The organism is Dyadobacter luteus, from assembly GCF_003383615.1.
Classification (GTDB): domain Bacteria; phylum Bacteroidota; class Bacteroidia; order Cytophagales; family Spirosomataceae; genus Dyadobacter; species Dyadobacter luteus.
The window spans coordinates 36956-52061 of sequence record NZ_QNUL01000022.1 but is presented as its reverse complement, the minus strand read 5'-3'; the positions used below and the strand labels follow the sequence as shown (position 1 = coordinate 52061).

The 15106-nt window shown below is 44.3% G+C and carries 15 protein-coding genes; 8 read left to right on the top strand and 7 right to left on the bottom strand.

Annotation, left to right across the window (positions count from 1 at the left end; genetic code table 11):
• The first annotated feature begins 24 nt into the window (after nt 1-24).
• Nucleotides 25-867, top strand: coding sequence for a LytR/AlgR family response regulator transcription factor (locus DSL64_RS21575; protein ID WP_115833017.1), 843 nt, complete (start codon nt 25-27; stop codon nt 865-867).
• Entirely contained in the window at nt 860-2014 is a 1155-nt protein-coding gene (locus DSL64_RS21570) for a sensor histidine kinase (RefSeq protein ID WP_115833016.1), read from the top strand. Before DSL64_RS21575 ends, DSL64_RS21570 begins: the two co-directional genes overlap by 8 nt.
• A gap of 89 nt (nt 2015-2103) precedes the next feature.
• Here the strand turns inward: DSL64_RS21570 and DSL64_RS21565 are convergent, their stop codons facing one another.
• Genes DSL64_RS21565 through DSL64_RS21550 form a run of 4 tightly spaced genes read right to left on the bottom strand, consistent with a single transcriptional unit; the run spans nt 2104 to nt 5111 of the window.
• On the bottom strand, nt 2104-2619 hold the full coding sequence (locus tag DSL64_RS21565; protein WP_115833015.1) for an RICIN domain-containing protein: 516 nt from the start codon (nt 2617-2619) through the stop codon (nt 2104-2106).
• Nucleotides 2616-3506, bottom strand: a complete 891-nt coding sequence (locus DSL64_RS21560) for an SDR family NAD(P)-dependent oxidoreductase (RefSeq protein WP_115833014.1) — start codon at nt 3504-3506, stop codon at nt 2616-2618. Before DSL64_RS21560 ends, DSL64_RS21565 begins: the two co-directional genes overlap by 4 nt.
• Nucleotides 3507-3515: 9 nt before the next feature.
• Entirely contained in the window at nt 3516-4181 is a 666-nt protein-coding gene (locus DSL64_RS21555) for a Rossmann-fold NAD(P)-binding domain-containing protein (RefSeq protein WP_115833013.1), read from the bottom strand.
• Between the two features lie 12 nt (nt 4182-4193).
• A complete protein-coding gene (locus DSL64_RS21550; RefSeq protein ID WP_115833012.1) occupies nt 4194-5111 on the bottom strand; it encodes a helix-turn-helix domain-containing protein in 918 nt (305 codons plus the stop codon).
• 380 nt (nt 5112-5491) lie between these two features.
• Here DSL64_RS21550 and DSL64_RS29010 point away from each other — a divergent pair, with 380 nt between their 5' ends.
• From DSL64_RS29010 to DSL64_RS21530, 5 genes are all read left to right on the top strand, one after another.
• Complete coding sequence (locus DSL64_RS29010; RefSeq protein ID WP_158547961.1) at nt 5492-5635, top strand: hypothetical protein; 144 nt, start codon at nt 5492-5494, stop codon at nt 5633-5635.
• A 158-nt stretch (nt 5636-5793) separates the two neighbouring features.
• Nucleotides 5794-6984, top strand: a complete 1191-nt coding sequence (locus DSL64_RS21545; protein ID WP_115833011.1) for a hypothetical protein — start codon at nt 5794-5796, stop codon at nt 6982-6984.
• A 19-nt stretch (nt 6985-7003) separates the two neighbouring features.
• Nucleotides 7004-7564 carry a Crp/Fnr family transcriptional regulator gene (locus tag DSL64_RS21540; protein WP_115833010.1) on the top strand — a complete coding sequence of 187 codons (561 nt, stop codon included), beginning with the start codon at nt 7004-7006 and terminating at the stop codon, nt 7562-7564.
• Between the two features lie 174 nt (nt 7565-7738).
• Nucleotides 7739-8155, top strand: coding sequence for a MauE/DoxX family redox-associated membrane protein (locus tag DSL64_RS21535; RefSeq protein WP_115833009.1), 417 nt, complete (start codon nt 7739-7741; stop codon nt 8153-8155).
• 132 nt (nt 8156-8287) lie between these two features.
• Nucleotides 8288-8536 carry a hypothetical protein gene (locus tag DSL64_RS21530; protein ID WP_115833008.1) on the top strand — a complete coding sequence of 83 codons (249 nt, stop codon included), beginning with the start codon at nt 8288-8290 and terminating at the stop codon, nt 8534-8536.
• A 104-nt stretch (nt 8537-8640) separates the two neighbouring features.
• Here DSL64_RS21530 and DSL64_RS21525 read toward each other — a convergent pair whose 3' ends face one another.
• Genes DSL64_RS21525 through DSL64_RS21515 form a run of 3 tightly spaced genes read right to left on the bottom strand, consistent with a single transcriptional unit; the run spans nt 8641 to nt 14593 of the window.
• Nucleotides 8641-9987 (bottom strand): RagB/SusD family nutrient uptake outer membrane protein, encoded by a 1347-nt coding sequence (locus DSL64_RS21525; RefSeq protein WP_115833007.1) that lies wholly within the window; start codon nt 9985-9987, stop codon nt 8641-8643.
• Between the two features lie 17 nt (nt 9988-10004).
• On the bottom strand, nt 10005-13220 hold the full coding sequence (locus DSL64_RS21520) for a SusC/RagA family TonB-linked outer membrane protein (RefSeq protein ID WP_115833006.1): 3216 nt from the start codon (nt 13218-13220) through the stop codon (nt 10005-10007).
• Between the two features lie 11 nt (nt 13221-13231).
• Complete coding sequence (locus tag DSL64_RS21515; RefSeq protein WP_115833005.1) at nt 13232-14593, bottom strand: TlpA family protein disulfide reductase; 1362 nt, start codon at nt 14591-14593, stop codon at nt 13232-13234.
• Between the two features lie 55 nt (nt 14594-14648).
• On the opposite strand from DSL64_RS21515, the gene DSL64_RS28850 reads away from it, so the two are divergent.
• Entirely contained in the window at nt 14649-14828 is a 180-nt protein-coding gene (locus DSL64_RS28850; RefSeq protein WP_147300397.1) for a hypothetical protein, read from the top strand.
• The last annotated feature ends 278 nt before the right edge of the window (nt 14829-15106 follow it).

The following is a 15106-nucleotide window of genomic DNA, read 5'->3' as shown; positions in this document are numbered from 1 at the left end:
CTATTCATATAATTCTGATACACCATGACTCAACAAACTATTCAACCCAGCCGACCCATCAGATGTCTGATTGTAGACGACGAGATTGCAGCTCATAAGAACATCAAATACTTTATCAATCAGGTGCCGGGAATGGAGTTCTCGGAAGGGTGCATGAATGCTGTCGAGGCGCTTGAATTAGTTGCAGGACAGGATTTTGACATTATATTTCTGGACGTGGATATGCCCTATATTTCGGGGGTAGAGTTTCTTCGCATTGTTGGCAGGATCACAGCATCGGTCGTGATGACCACCGCGCACCCCGAGTTTGCCATTGACGGATATGATCACAACGTAGCAGATTTTTTATTGAAGCCTTTTTCGCTGGAGCGGTTTCTGGTAGCCGTTCAAAAGGTGCGTAATTTGCGGGCAAGCAAAGCAGGCCATCCTATTTATTTACAGCAGCCGGCCCAGTCTTGTGATCCTCTTCATCCTTTTCAGGTTCTGCAAAAAAGAAGCGGAGAGGATCAGTTGCTACCTCACCCCAGACAGCTTCCGGTTTTCAATGAAAAAAGGATGTGGATCAGGGTAGGAAAGTTAATTCTTCCCATACCCTATAAAGAATTATCTATGATTGAAGCCAGCGGTAATTATGTCAATATATATGCCAAAGGGAAAAAGCATTTGGTACGAACTTCGATGGCACGGCTGCTGGAGGGTTTACCTGATCAATTTATTCAAACGCACAGATCGTATATTATTAACCGTTATTTGGTCAAGACCCTTGAAGGAACTGAAATTGTGATGAGTGGAGATAAGCAGGTTGCGAAAATTTCCAGGTATCTGAGAACAGAGGTGATAGATAAACTTGGACCGCTTTATGGATAGACATGCGCAGCACTTTCCTGTCAGGTACATGCTCAATCCTCAGAGCAGGTCCGAGCGGGTCGGCTACCACCTGGGGTTTTGGGTTGTATTCATTTTGTTTCACCTTCTGTATTTTGCCGGGTCAGAGGAGAAGATTTATTTCGAGACCAGTTGGGTGATTTCCTACGCTGTATTTTACCTGCGATTTGTTCCGGTGTATTATCTAACGGTAGCGATTTTTGGCTATTTAAAAGAGAGGTATTTTGGCAAAAGTCTGATCGTACTTACAGGTGTAAGTATGGTGCTTTTGATGCATGCAGCTAACGTGGGTGTATTTTTTCTGCTGGATCAGTTTTATGGGCTGGCAGTTCTTTCTCCTTCGTTTGATCATTTTGGACATATGTATCTCAGGCCACCAGGTGAAAATAAGTTTGATGACTGGTCGATGCTTTTGATTTATGATGTAACAGAAATGCAGCTTTTGTTTTTGCCTGTAGGATTAAAGATGATGCAATTCGGCTTTCGCGAGCAACTTGAGAAAAAAGATCTTTTGACAGAAAAGCTAAAAAATGATCTGGCGACGCTCCAATCACAGCCGGCTCCTCACTTTATTCTAAACACGCTTAATTCAGTTCAGGCAGAGCTACTTCCAGTAAGCGAAAAGGCAGCGGAGTATGTGGTTAAACTGACAGAGATCTACCGTTTTACGCTCTATGAGGCTTCTGCTGAGATGATTGACCTTCAAAGAGAATGGGACGTATTGTTACGTTTTACCGAGCTGGAGGCAGATCGTTTTCAGCACCGTCTGAAATTGACTGTCAGACAAAACGGTCAGATTCCCAAAAGCGCTCAGATTCCAACACTGATCTTGTTTACACTTATGGAGAACGCTTTTAAGCATGGAGTGTATTCAACCATAGAGGACTGTTGGGTGTATATTGAGTTGAATGTGACAGCAGATAAACTGTCATTTAAAATTAGCAATAGCAAACCGGTTCAATATTTCAATGCTGATAACCCGAATAACTCAGGGATTGGTTTGAACAATGTACAACAGCGGCTGGAACTCAGCGTGAAAAATGAATACACTATAAAGCAACAAGACGACGAGCAGCAGTACTCCATTGAGCTTAGCCTTCCTTTAAGATCAGAGCAGTCCCCCGGGTAAAACTAAATGACCCTTTGTTATCAAGTACTTCAAATAGGATCAACTAAATAATTTTTTCCAATATATCCCTTAACAACATAGTGACATAATTACCGCCAGGGGTGCTGCTCCACCAGCCGCCATAGCTGCGTTTCTGAATTTTGAAAGGGCATTATAATAATGTCTGTGTCTGTCTCTTGATCAGAGATGGTAAGGTATAAATCAGTTCCTTTTTGTCTGATCAAAAATGACTGATCCGGTTGGTTCTCGAAAATCCATTGCTGTGAGTCCTTGCTACTAAGAGGCTGTTGCCAAAGATTAATGCCTGATCTTGCCTGAGATGATGCTTCAAATGTCTTCTTGGTGGAGAGGTTTTGCAACTGATAGGTATTTTCCCCTGAAGCAATAAAGCGCCAGGTCATGCATTTCCAGTCATTAGAATCGTGCAAAACGATTTTGTTTCCATTCCAAGGGTAGGCATTGTAAGGTCTGAGACCTTTGCCGGTTTTGACATTTTGGATAGCATAAATATCCTTCATGTGTTTTGTGCTCGAAAATATTGTCAGACGGGCGATGCAACCGGCAATAGCCACTGATGCAATCGCCATAAGTACACCCTTGCTCATAACAGCAAAACTTTGGTGGATGGCAAATACGGCTCAATGATGCTTTGCACATATTTCCAGACGGTCTCTTGATTCACATCTGAATAATGTTTCTGGTCTGGCGTTACCATCTTTTTTCTGTTATCAAAAAACTTGCCGGTTATACCTTCCACTTGTGGTGATGTAGCCAGATAAATACTTGTCATTGCGCCATCCTGGACGTTGTCCATAAATCGGTAGGCAATTTTGAAAACCAGATTGATGAAAAACCCTTTGTCTGCATCCTGACCAAAATTGGTTGAGACTGCTCCTGGGTGAGAGGTGTTAACTGTAATGTTGTTGATGCCCTTATCTGTCAGTTGTTTGGCTAACTGCTGACTTACCCAGATCAGGTACAATTTTGAAAGTCCGTAGGCGCGGTCAGGTTTGTAGCTTTGCTCCAACTGAAAATCGTTAAAATCAGGTTTTCCTCCTCGTTTGTGCATTTCAGATGAGAGGTTAATCACTCTGGCTGATGGACTTTTTTGAAGCAGATCGAGCAGCAGCTCGGTCAGAAGGATGGGGGCGAAAAGGTTCAGGGTGATTGTTTTTTCAAATCCTTCCTGAGTTGTCTCGCGCTGTTTGTTAAAGAACGCGCCTGCGTTATTGATGAGCACATCCAGGTGCTTGTATTTTTTTCGAAAATTATCAGCTGCCCGTTTGATATCCGCCAACAGCAGCAGGTCCGCAACAAGGATGTCGATATCTGAGTTGCCTGATTCGGCGATAATCTGGTCTCTGACATTTTCTGCTTTTTGCAGATTTCTTCCGTGGATGATGATGGTATGACCTTGTTTGGCTAAAGACATAGCGGTTTCTTTCCCGATGCCGTCTGTGGCACCGGTGATCAGGATAATCTTATTTTTCATTTTTTTGTATTAATTAACGAGATTCCTTTTGGATAGAATTGTAATGTCTTCTACTTGAATTACATTTTTCGTGTAGCCGTTTTCTGACGCTTCAATCATGGCACCTGCCACCTGGCGCATACTGCTGATGAACCGTGGAAAGACTGCGGTAATAAATGGGAAGAGCCAGGAGAGGTATTTGTAATAGCTGAGTACCCGCTTTTGTCCATCAGCAGGTTTTACAAAGCCTATACGGAAACCAAATACCTGCTTGAATGGCATTTTCATCAGATCGTTCTCAGTCTTGCCTTTAACGCGGGCCCAGTTTGACATGCCTTTTTCACTACTATCCGTACCTCCGCCACTTACGTACACGAATGACTGTTTGGGGTTTGGGTGAATAGCCCTGGAAAATTGAATGGTTGTGTCATAGGTCAGCCGTTTGTACTTCTCAGCACTCATACCCACGCTACTTACACCAGCGCAGAAAAAGCAGGCATCGTAACCGGCCAGCTTCGGATCGTTTTCTGGCAGCGACAGAAAATCAGGGACAATGTATTCGCTCAGTTTCGGGTGAATAATTCCGGAAGGTTTTCGGCTCACGCCTAATACTTCCGATATTTTGGGATTGGAAAGGCATTCCAGTAGCACCCCTTCTCCAATCATTCCTGTCGTTCCTGTGATGATTACTTTCATTCTTTTAAGATTTTAGTTGAAGCTAGCCCGGAATTCGAGCGGAGAAAGACTTTCCTTTTTCTTAAACAACTTGTTGAAAGACTGTGGGTACTCAAAACCGAGTTGATAGGCAATCTCGGCTACAGACAAATGCGTGGTGCTCAAAAGTGTCTTGCCTTTTTCAATCAATTTGTTGTGGATATGCTGCTGGGTAGTCTGACCGGTAATCGAGCGGAGCATATCGCTAAGATAATTTGGAGAAACATTGAGTTGCTCGGATACATATTGGACAGTTGGTAGTCCATTTTCTGCTAGATTTTTATCATCGAAGCAAATGGTCAGCAACGATTCCAGGCGAACCAGGATTTGGTCATTGGAGGGCTTACGGGTGATAAACTGGCGGTTGTAGTAGCGGTCACTGTATTGCAGAAGAAGTTCAATTTGGGCAACCATCACATTTTGGCTAAACCGATCAATATTATTACTGTACTCGGTTTCTATACTATTCATAATACCCAGCACCGCTTTTTCTTCCGAATCCGACAAATGCAACGCTTCACTGAGTTCGTAGGAAAAAAATCCATATTCCCTGATCGTTTTGGCAAGAGGATATCCCAAAAAGAAATCAGGATGGATGTTCAGACACACACCTTCTCCGACCAGGTTTTCATCTTTGTCAGCCGGACGGGCTATGAGCTGATTGGGAGACATAAATGTCATAATCCCGGAATCGAAATCAAAATGCTTTTGTCCGTAACGCAGTTTGCCCTTGACATTCTTTTTAATGGAAATGCTGTAAAAGTCGAAAAAGAAGCGCTCCGGAAATGTTTCCTGGGGCACAATACCTTCAAAGTGCAAGACACTGATCAGAGGGTGAGCTGGTTTGGAAAGGCCCAGTATCCGGTGTTCGTCTTTAATGGATAATGTTGTGATATCGTTTTCTCGCTTCATAGCTGCTCGGTTTTAGTATTACAAATTTCCGATAATATCATTTTGAAAAACTATCCAAATCTCTGAAAACTGTATCCAAAAATTGGATATGTTAAGTCTGCAAAAGGTTGTCCTGTTTTTATACTTACATTTTAGAGCCTAAATGGACGCTTTTAAGTGCTTAAATTCGAAAAAAAACTCCTGTTTATCAGGCTGTTTTACGTGTAATAGCATTGAATATAACTTTTCACCCAGGAATTCTCGTCCCAATGTACCATTCAAAGCAGAGCTGCAGCTATTCACACCAAGCTGATTTCCAGTAGTCACAAAAATTTGAACGCTAAAATCCGCGATACTTCTTTTGGGGGTTGTTCAATTTTTCACCAAAACAAAATAAGACTATGGAAAAGCCTCAAAAACTTGTCTTAAATCTGGTTACGCTGAATCATTTCAAAAAACAAATCTGGCAGAAAAAGCCAGGCAAATCTGAGCCGGATCCGATTACAACCAGTGGGATGATCTGTACTCTGATCGGCCGCAAGTAGCGTCTATCCCAAAAGAAAGTCCGAAGAAGCAGCCGGGAAAAGTTGCTTCCTCGGACTTTGCCTGTTTATCAGAATGCCTTAAAGACCTGCACCCCAGACCACGAAAGCTCCCTTCTCATCTAGAATTGAAAATCTTCAGTTTTAAACTTGATGTTCTCATGATAGAAAAGCAAAATACTCTTGAATGGCTGGATTTTATTATCACCATTGCCCTTGATTTCAGTGAATCCGAAGTGAATACGCTTAGTGAAGCGCAGTACGGGCATATGACCGAAAAAATACGTGAAAGGAAACGCGAGTATGTATCTTTCTTTAACCGTCAGCGTATGGTTGTTCAATCGGGAAAAAATATCAGTCAGCTTGTAAAAGAGCATCATGGCAGACTTCTGATATTGCTTGATCAGGCAGAAGCAGCAGCCAAAAAGGTCAACCTGCTCAATACGCTTACCCGGGATGCACTTCGCAAAATTCTTAATTGTGTATATGAGCTTCTGGGTTTTATTGAAAGCAGTTTCTGCGAGTACCTGGATCTGGACGAGCGGGCTCCTGAGGCTTACCTCGCTGAGTTTGGCCGCCAGCACCAGTACCGAATCAATAAAATAGAAAAGCAGCTCAAGTTAAAAGGCTCAAACCCGGAGCTGATTGCTATTGTGTTGGACGCGGTCAAAGTTTCCACTGCTGAAGATCAGAGAAGGCCAACTTTTCGGACAGTTTTCTATCAGCGGGAAGTGATGCATGGACTTGATAAAATGCTTGATTCAGGCAGACAAAGCAGTATTGATGATGCTCTGGTCGAACTTTTGATCTATTTGAATTTTAACAGCCGGGCCTTTATGGACTATTATACCCGGCACATGGCGCAAAAAATAGAAGGCGTCAAACTTGCCAGAGAAAAGATACATCAGCTTCTGCTGGACTACAAGAATTTTAAGCAAATGCACAGAAAGCCTGGTCTTAAACTCAGTCCGACAGATTCAGATGTTAAAAAGTATGTTTCGAATTGGTTCACTCAGGAAATCGGCTACCTCAGAGAGCGCTCCGGGCCGAGGTATGTTGATGAGTACCCGTCGGCTGTCCGGTCGACACAAACTGAGCCTTTTAAATTGATGGTACTACTCTCGGTAGATCAGATCGGTCTTTTTTTAAGAGCGCTTGATTCACTCAGAATCATCAAAGCCCGCTCAATGAACACCGTCTTTGAGTGTATCGTACCATTTCTGTCTACGCCCCGCAAGGCGGAAATCTCCTACGACAGCATGCGCTCGAAATCCTACAGCTTTGAAGAAAAGGACAAACAGACGGTGATTAAAGCACTCGAATCTGTGATTGTCTGGATCAAAGAATACTGAAATCAAAACTACTTCACATATGTACGATTCAAAACTCACTGCCCATTTTGCGGCATTCTACCCGCTTGGCAAACCGTTCATCTCTGCACTGAGTAAAGTGTTAACCTACAAACAGTTTAGTAAAGGCGATATTTTAAGACAAAACGGTCAGACGCCCATGATCTGGTATATTGAGCATGGTCTTGCAAAGGGCTATTATCAGGATCAGGAAGGAAATGAACGGGTCACCCGTTTTTGGAAAGAAGATCAGGTGATGCTTCTGACCGGTGGCAACCAATATCAAACGGCAGCCGATAGTATTATGCTACTCGAAGACAGCCGGATTACCACACTCTCTGACAGCAGTGTCCTTTATCTGTATCACACCTTCGCAGAGGCTGCCAAGCTCTCTAACAAGATTATTCTCAATGACCGCAACTACAGTGAAATTAAATCTTTCTTATGTTCACTACCTACCCGGCACGGTTACGAGCAGTTTCAGCAACTTTTCCCGTCTGAGCGTCTCTTGTTACAGGATATTGCCAGTTATCTGGAGACTACGCCCGGAAGAATAAGTGTAATTCGCAGAAATCCGGAATAAAAACAGACAAATTAACCAGGTAAAATCCGCTCTCATATAAAAAAGAAACTTATATCTGCTTACTAAACAATAAGTTGAGTCAAGTTTTTTGATTCTAGTTTTATTCCATGGCAGGCAAGGTAGCATACAGTTACAACTATTGACTTGCAGGATCAAGGATAAATACTAGCTAAGATGAAGAAGCAATTACTAAGACTTGCGCGCGCAGCGCTCATCCTTTTATTGTTTTATACTGCGGTTGCTAAACTTTCAAATCTAAACAGATTTGAAAGTGAACTGGGTAATCAAGTGCTTCCGTCTTGGTCAATACCGTTGCTGGTGTGGCTGATTCCGGCCACTGAACTTGTCGTAGTCTTATTGCTATTGCTCCCCCGATTCCTTCTCCGCGGACTTCAGGGAGCAGCACTCTTAATGACTGTTTTCACGATGTACATGGGACTGGTGCTCTTAGATGTTTTTGACAGGGTACCGTGTAGCTGCGGAGGTGTTCTCAAATCAATGGGATTTGAGGTGCACTTTGTTTTCAACCTGTTTTTTCTTCTGCTATCAATCACCGGAATCTGGCTGCATGCCAGACGCGTTCCGGACTGAAAAGTATCAAGAGTCACAGAAGGCTCAGCCGGGAAGGCTGCCCTTGCTGCGCCAGGCGCTGCTGAAAACCTGAAAACAGAGTAAGCAATCAAGTATCCTTTCATTTTTTTAACCATTTAAATTTTAAAAGTTATGAAAAAGTTAAGAATTGATTTCATGTTTGCTGCTGCTTTAATACTGGGCGGCGGATTGGCGGTGGCTAATGATGCAATGACAAATGTGCCAAACGTTTATAACGCCACACCTGATGGCCCGTCCGAAACCTGGACTCCGCTTCCAGCAGGAGGTATAGAATGTGAGGAGCACGAGGAAATTAATTGCAAAGCGTTCCGTAATAGTGAAGGTGCTCTCTCCGACTTTGAAAAAGGAAGAGCACAATAACACTTTTTTTTCAAGCCCCCGACTCAATCGTTGAGTCGGGGATCTTTGTGTTTAAACAAACCGTACCAAACAAGGTGAAGTGTCAATAATGGCAGAGTTGAGTATTATGGGTTTTGCATCAACGGATTTCCTGCCAGCTCATCAAGCGGAATCTTATAAACGTATCTATCATCTCCGGCAGCAAGCTGATGCACCACACCCATGGACGTTCTTTCCAGCTTAAAGTTAAATCTGGAATCTGTTGCCAGCCGTCTGAGATCCTGCCACCAAAGTCCCCTTGCAACAAGCTCTTTACGCCGTTCGTAAATGACGATTTCCAAAGCGTGGTCAGGGTTGTTAGCTTTCAGTGGCTTGTAGCTTCCACTTACCCATCTGTTTTGTAGTAATACATCAAGTGTGTTCATGGCCAGATCAGTCTCGTCAGCTCTTGCCAGACATTCAGCTTTGATCAGATATAGCTCGTTCGTACTAAGTCCCTGAAAAGGGTTAGCTGTACCGACATAGGAGCCTTTGTATTTGAGCGCGCTGGTGAAAAGGATTTTCTTGCGCAGATCATTTTCAGCATAGGAATTGTAGAGTGCAGAATCAACAAATACTGAAGCATTATTTAAGAATGATGTATTCGCTCTGACGTAAAATAAGACCTCGGGATTTACTGTGTTAAGCGGTAGCGGGAAAGAGATAGCACTTTGGGTAGGGACTGAGTTATAATCAATCAGTGCATTTTGAAGTTCCAGTGCATTCTCTGCATATTGCAGGGCCTGGGTGTAATTCCCCATTAAAAGATACACCCGGGCTAATAGAGCACGTGCAGCTGCTTTGGAGGGACGGGTCAGATACAAAGGTTTGTTTTCAAGGAGAGGAGCAGCCTCCAAAAGATCTTTGAGAACTTGTTCATAAGAAGCCTTCAGGCTTGCTCTTGGCATTTTAAGGTTGACGTCCGAGGATACAGGAAGGGGAATTCCGAGTTGCTGTTCAGCGGAAGCCTGTTGATATGGAGCGCAAAATAATTGCACCAGATTAAAAAAGGCTAGCCCACGAAAGAAAAGCGCGTCCGCTCTTATCCTATTAAATTCTTCCTGAGAATCCTGGTGTGACAATTTTGCAAGGCCGTCAAGTACAACATTAGCGTAAAAAACCTGTTTGTAAGGTATATCCCAGTCTGCCATGGTTGCAGACTCTTCACTGCTCCAAACGTATGCATTTTGAACTGCACGGGCTTGTCCGTTCAATCCTGCATCCAGCATTCTGAATTCACCATCACTGATGATGTTCAGATATGGAGAGACATTCATCAGCTCGCGGCTATTGTCAAGCATTGCCTGCATGTCGCTAAGAGTTGTAGGTACGAGAAGCGACTTTTGGGGTTTCTTCTCTAAGTAATCACTGTCGCAGCCAAGTGTTAAACTTATCAGGCATAAGAGCAATATATAACGTTGTAGATTGTTCATTTCTAATTTGTGTTTGGTCAAATGTCAAATTTAATTCCGGCACTCACCGTGCGCACTGGTGGGAACATGGACCATGCGTGATCCGGATCAATACTTCCCTTGGCAGCTTTCCAGACAATGCCCAGATTGCTGGCGTACACATAGATCTGTGCTGACTGAAAGGGTGTTTTCTTCCAATTGGACTTGTTGATTGTATAGCTCAGATTGACATCCTGCAATCTGATATGATCGCCTTTTCGCACCAAGACGTCAGAGTACATGTAGAAACTGTCACGGTTGCTGTTAGCGACAGCCGGCATCGAAGGGACAGTGGTGTTAAGCTCGTCACCGGGCTTTTGCCAGCGCCGGCTGTAGTCTCCATGGGTAGGAACTGATGTATTGACCTGACTGTAGGAAACGGATTGATCTTTATAGAAATAGCCTAATCGATAGCTGATGTTGACAGAGAGCGATAGTGATTTCCACGAGAATGTGTTACGCAGCGCTCCGAAGACACTCGGGCGGGCAGGGCCATGGTAATTTAGCTCATCAGGGGTAATTGCTAAGAGTGCCGCGTAATCCTTACTGACTTCTCCGTTGAGGTATCCTTGTGGATCTCCTGTAGATGGATCAAGTCCGGCCCAGTCCAAACTATATACTGCATAGAGTGGTTTTCCTTCCAAAGGAAAAGTGCCTACGCCATCCCCGTTTCTTAAATAGAAGATAGATGTTGAGCTCACATCATAGCGAGTTACCTTGTCTGTGACCTGGCTTAAAAGAAAATCCGAGTACCATTTAAAGCCACGATCAAAAATTCGGCTGTTTACAGTCAGGTCGATGCCATGGCCTGCGGTAGCAGCGTAATTGCCGGTAAAGGTCTTCACGCCCGAGCTGCCAGGGTAGGGCATACTGCCGATCAGATCAAGTCCTGTTTTGGTGAAGTACTCAACACTTCCGCTCAGAGTCCGGCGGCTGGTCTCAAAATCTATGCCAATATTTATGGTTTTAACACGCTCCCAACGAAGCTCTGGATTAGGAGGATTTTGAATTGTGGCAAAGGCAGCACCCGTGTTTATATCGCCGCGCGTGCCAAAAGAGGCTGTTGTATAAGCAGAAACATTCTTATTGCTGTTTCCGCTGTAACCAAAGGTGCCGCGAAGTTTTAAGTAAGGGAGCCAGCCTGCATGGTAGAAGGATTCCTGGCTGAGTTGCCAGGCAGCACCGACGGAATAAAGTGGTACGCCCCTTTGATTCGCATTCACTCCGAACAGATTACTTCGGTCGGTCCTGGCGCTTGCTGAAAGGGTGTAGCGCTTCCGAAAGGTATAAGCCGCATTCAGATAATAAGAAAGATATCTGTCAGCATGCTCGTACTGCGTGTCCACATTGGGAATGCGTGAGCTGATAGCGGGGTTAACAGAGTAAAGAAAGGTTGTTGCATAATCGACAGCTTTTGCAGATGCGTACTGATCATCATAACCATAGGATCGGAAGGTGCTACCTACCCGCGTTAGTTCCCTTAGCTCAAAGCCCCCGAGTGCAGTCAGCTCGCCCGCACCAATTGTCCGTGAATAATCAAGCTGGGTGCGAAGGTTTTGGGCACTGTAACTACTTTCTGTTTTATCTAGAATCCCACCCGTGGGAATAGGCCTTGTTAGTATTCCTCCAGCGTCGATAGCAGTAAAGGTATTGATCAGGCTACGGGAAAGATAGGTATCTGCACTGTAGTGGTTGCGTCCCATGTTGATGCCTCTGCTATACTGATACAGACCTGTGAATTTCAATCCCTCGGTGATCTTGTAATTTATACTGGTCTGGAGCCTGTAGTCTGTTAGTCGAGATGTATTGTCTGCGTTTGCAAGCTCCTGCAACGGGCGATAGCTCCAGTCAAGAAACCCTTTCTGCACAGCGGCATCAAGATAAGACAGCCGGTACTCATTGATTAGCGGAAGGGGAGAGCCCGCAGCATCGGCAAGGGCTGCATAAGGGTACATCACCCCACCAGTCAATCCGGTTAAGGGATTTGTATAGTTTGGTATCTGCTGAGCGTTTCGCTTACTTACGGTCCCGGTATAGTAAATACCTGCAGAAATATCGAGTCTTTTACTGAGGGTATAAGTGTTGTTGACATTGATCGTAAATCTTTGGTCGCTGTTTCCTACCTCTGCGGCCTGGCTTCTATCATATCCGGCGGACAAAAAGAATTTCTGTTTGTCGTTTCCACCCCGAAGACTCAGTGCGTACTGCTGGGCTGCCGCCGGCTGGTAGAGGTATTGGGAATAATCATTTCTTACATCAATGTCTCTGAGCGCATCGATTTGTTGCTGAGCCTGTTGGGGGGATATCTTTCCATCGCGTCCGGCGATCATTAACTCAACTACGGGTGTGAACGGGTACTGATTGATGTTGTTCTCTAAAGCCTTGTAGCGACTCAGATCGAAAAAACGGATTTCGTTATCGATAAAATCCGAAGAGCTGATTCGGGGCTGGTAAAACAAGTCGGGTCTTTGTGACGTAGTCACATTCGCATTGAAGCTGATTTGCGTAGGAGTGCCCGAGGCGCCTTTTTTAGTCGTAATCACTATCACCCCGTTTCCTGCACGCGAGCCCCAGATGGAAGCCGCGGCAGCATCTTTGAGAATGGTCACACTTTCAACATCATTAGGATTGATGGTGCTTAAATCTCCTTCATAAGGAAAGTTATCGATGACGATCAATGGCTGAGTGCTTGAAGAAATTGTGCTTTGCCCCCGTATTAAAAGCCCTCGTGCGTTAGATCTTCCCTGATTGGAAATCAGACCTGGCACTACATCATAGAGCCTGCTGATCAGATCAGTACTCACTCGGCGGCTAAGAAGCGTGTTGTCGACGGTAGAAAACGAACCTGTCGCTCGTTCTTTCGGAATGTTCTGATAGCCTGTTGATATCACTACTTCTCCCAGCTGGTTGGCATCCGCTTCAAGTGAAATAATTAAAGCAGATGGAATAGGGAAGCTTACATGGACCTGCCTGGGTTTATATCCGATATAAGAGATAAGCAGATCGGCGGAGGAATCAGGGATACTGAGCTTAAATATTCCGTTTTCATCCGATGTGGCTCCTGATGTTACATCTCCCTTGACAACTACTACTGCGCCGGGTAATGCTGCAGAATCAGGCGAAGTGACTACTTTACCTACCACGACATATTGAGCTGTAGCTGTAGAAAACACAGCTGACATCCACAGCAAAAAAATGATAAATACTTTTTTCATAATAGGAGCGATTAGTTGGTAGTTGAATAAGCAATACGGTCGCGGATAACAAGAATTTCACGAGACTCCGATTTCTCAATGAGCTGAAGATCGTATTTGGAAAGGGCTGCATTAACATTTTGTAAATCTGAGAATTTTACTTCCATGTCAAGATCAGCATAACCCTCATAACCGGTCTGGTCAACGATTTCCAGGGGTGAACTTTGCATGTACATTCCGTTGAGCCCGGTCACAAAGTGTTCAAGTTTCCCGCGGCGAAGTTTGTAGGTGAATCCGTCATAGCTATCGCTGTAAGTATCTGAAGCGGATTTGACTTTATCTATTTTAGAGGTCCTGATTAGCGCCAAAACTTTTTTCTGGCGTATTTCGAGCGTTGCCTGATATTGAGGAAAAAGCCTGTTAAGGTCTTTTTGCATAATCCTATAGCCGCTGTCGGCAAGACTTGATGGCACAATCAGCTCGTAGCAGTAGCAATGAAGTGGCATCCAGTCACGGGCTTTCTGTCCCATGTGAAAAAAGGAAAGGCTGTCTTTAACCTCAACGGAAACTGTATTGGAAGAAAAAAAGCGCCTGCCTTTGCCGTAAGCATTGGCAAAGAGCGTTTGCGGATTCAGATTGGTAAAGGTAACCCGCCAGTGATCCAAACTGTCCACTGGCTTATGTAATGTACCGCCTCCGCCAATCCCGGCTATGTAGCCAGTCAGGACACTTCTGTGGGTATTAGCGGCCAAAACGTCACTGTTCTCTACCAAGAAATCGCTCAGTGCCATTTGCTGACGGTTGTAGGTTAACCGCTTGGCGTCCTTCTTAACAGCTAGAGTGCGACCGTTGCCATTTAGAACGGCTTGAATATTTTCAGTGCGGATTTCATCCAGATTTGTGATCGCCCGAAGCACTCCATCCGGACCAATCCAGACATAATGAGGCACGCCGCTGTGAGGAAAAAGGGCCTTCAGATTCACATCACTGACGACTTCCGGTCCCGTTATACGTTGCCCTGTACGTTTGGCAAGTTTTTCCCGGAAAACCGATATTTCCTGTTTGCTCTGATAGCTAACTGGCAGAAACACCACCTGGCCATGAAATTGTTTTTCAAGTGAGTCCATCTTGGGAATCATCATCACGCACGGTTTGCACCAGGTCGCCCAGAAGTCCAGAATCAATAATTTTCCCCGGAAATCAGAGATTTTAGCAGTTGATGATTTGTAATTCAATACATTTTGAATTGTAATATCCGGCACACTGTCACTAATAGAGAGAGGTACACGCTGCTGCGCCTGAACAGGCCGCCAGCAAAGCATCAGTATAAAAGAGACTAAAAGATAGAACAGGTATGGCAATAGCTTCCCTGGTGAGCAAAAACGTGAGTTCATTGCAAAAAAGATTGGAGTGAAAATGATGTAATTACACCCTGCAAACCCCTCAGGATTGCAGAGAAAATGGCATACCGACCCCGTGATCCAAAACTCAGCAATAGATCCTAAAGATTCGAAAATGCAGGATGAGCCGGGTCTACTGAGGCTTACGGATGATCAATTTAAAGACAAGACGATTACTCATACGCGTAACAATGGTTTGGCTCCTGTGGAGAGCATGGACATTATGTAATTGTTACTGTGAGTCTTTGTGGGTAGGAAGTACAAATGTAGGATCCACAACCATAATCGCATTAAAGTTTCTGACGCCTTACGTGATATGGATTTACAGCAGACCCCACACTCGTTCAGGTGCAATATAGCACATAAAGTTGTCATGGGGTATTAATCTGCTGTCTTACATCACGGCGTCAGAAGGCGATTGCAAGACTTTTAGTTTAATACCTTAGTAAAATTTAAAGTCGCATATCAAAAGATATACGGGACTTACATCACAAACATACTAAATCA

Excerpts from the sequence above, each read along its gene's own strand:
- DSL64_RS21575 (WP_115833017.1), top strand. The coding sequence starts at position 25 with ATGACTCAACAAACTATTCAACCCAGCCGACCCATCAGATGTCTGATT.
- DSL64_RS21570 (WP_115833016.1), top strand. The coding sequence starts at position 860 with ATGGATAGACATGCGCAGCACTTTCCTGTCAGGTACATGCTCAATCCT.
- DSL64_RS21565 (WP_115833015.1), bottom strand. The coding sequence starts at position 2,619 with ATGAGCAAGGGTGTACTTATGGCGATTGCATCAGTGGCTATTGCCGGT.
- DSL64_RS21560 (WP_115833014.1), bottom strand. The coding sequence starts at position 3,506 with ATGAAAAATAAGATTATCCTGATCACCGGTGCCACAGACGGCATCGGG.
- DSL64_RS21555 (WP_115833013.1), bottom strand. The coding sequence starts at position 4,181 with ATGAAAGTAATCATCACAGGAACGACAGGAATGATTGGAGAAGGGGTG.
- DSL64_RS21550 (WP_115833012.1), bottom strand. The coding sequence starts at position 5,111 with ATGAAGCGAGAAAACGATATCACAACATTATCCATTAAAGACGAACAC.
- DSL64_RS29010 (WP_158547961.1), top strand. The coding sequence starts at position 5,492 with ATGGAAAAGCCTCAAAAACTTGTCTTAAATCTGGTTACGCTGAATCAT.
- DSL64_RS21545 (WP_115833011.1), top strand. The coding sequence starts at position 5,794 with ATGATAGAAAAGCAAAATACTCTTGAATGGCTGGATTTTATTATCACC.
- DSL64_RS21540 (WP_115833010.1), top strand. The coding sequence starts at position 7,004 with ATGTACGATTCAAAACTCACTGCCCATTTTGCGGCATTCTACCCGCTT.
- DSL64_RS21535 (WP_115833009.1), top strand. The coding sequence starts at position 7,739 with ATGAAGAAGCAATTACTAAGACTTGCGCGCGCAGCGCTCATCCTTTTA.
- DSL64_RS21530 (WP_115833008.1), top strand. The coding sequence starts at position 8,288 with ATGAAAAAGTTAAGAATTGATTTCATGTTTGCTGCTGCTTTAATACTG.
- DSL64_RS21525 (WP_115833007.1), bottom strand. The coding sequence starts at position 9,987 with ATGAACAATCTACAACGTTATATATTGCTCTTATGCCTGATAAGTTTA.
- DSL64_RS21520 (WP_115833006.1), bottom strand. The coding sequence starts at position 13,220 with ATGAAAAAAGTATTTATCATTTTTTTGCTGTGGATGTCAGCTGTGTTT.
- DSL64_RS21515 (WP_115833005.1), bottom strand. The coding sequence starts at position 14,593 with ATGAACTCACGTTTTTGCTCACCAGGGAAGCTATTGCCATACCTGTTC.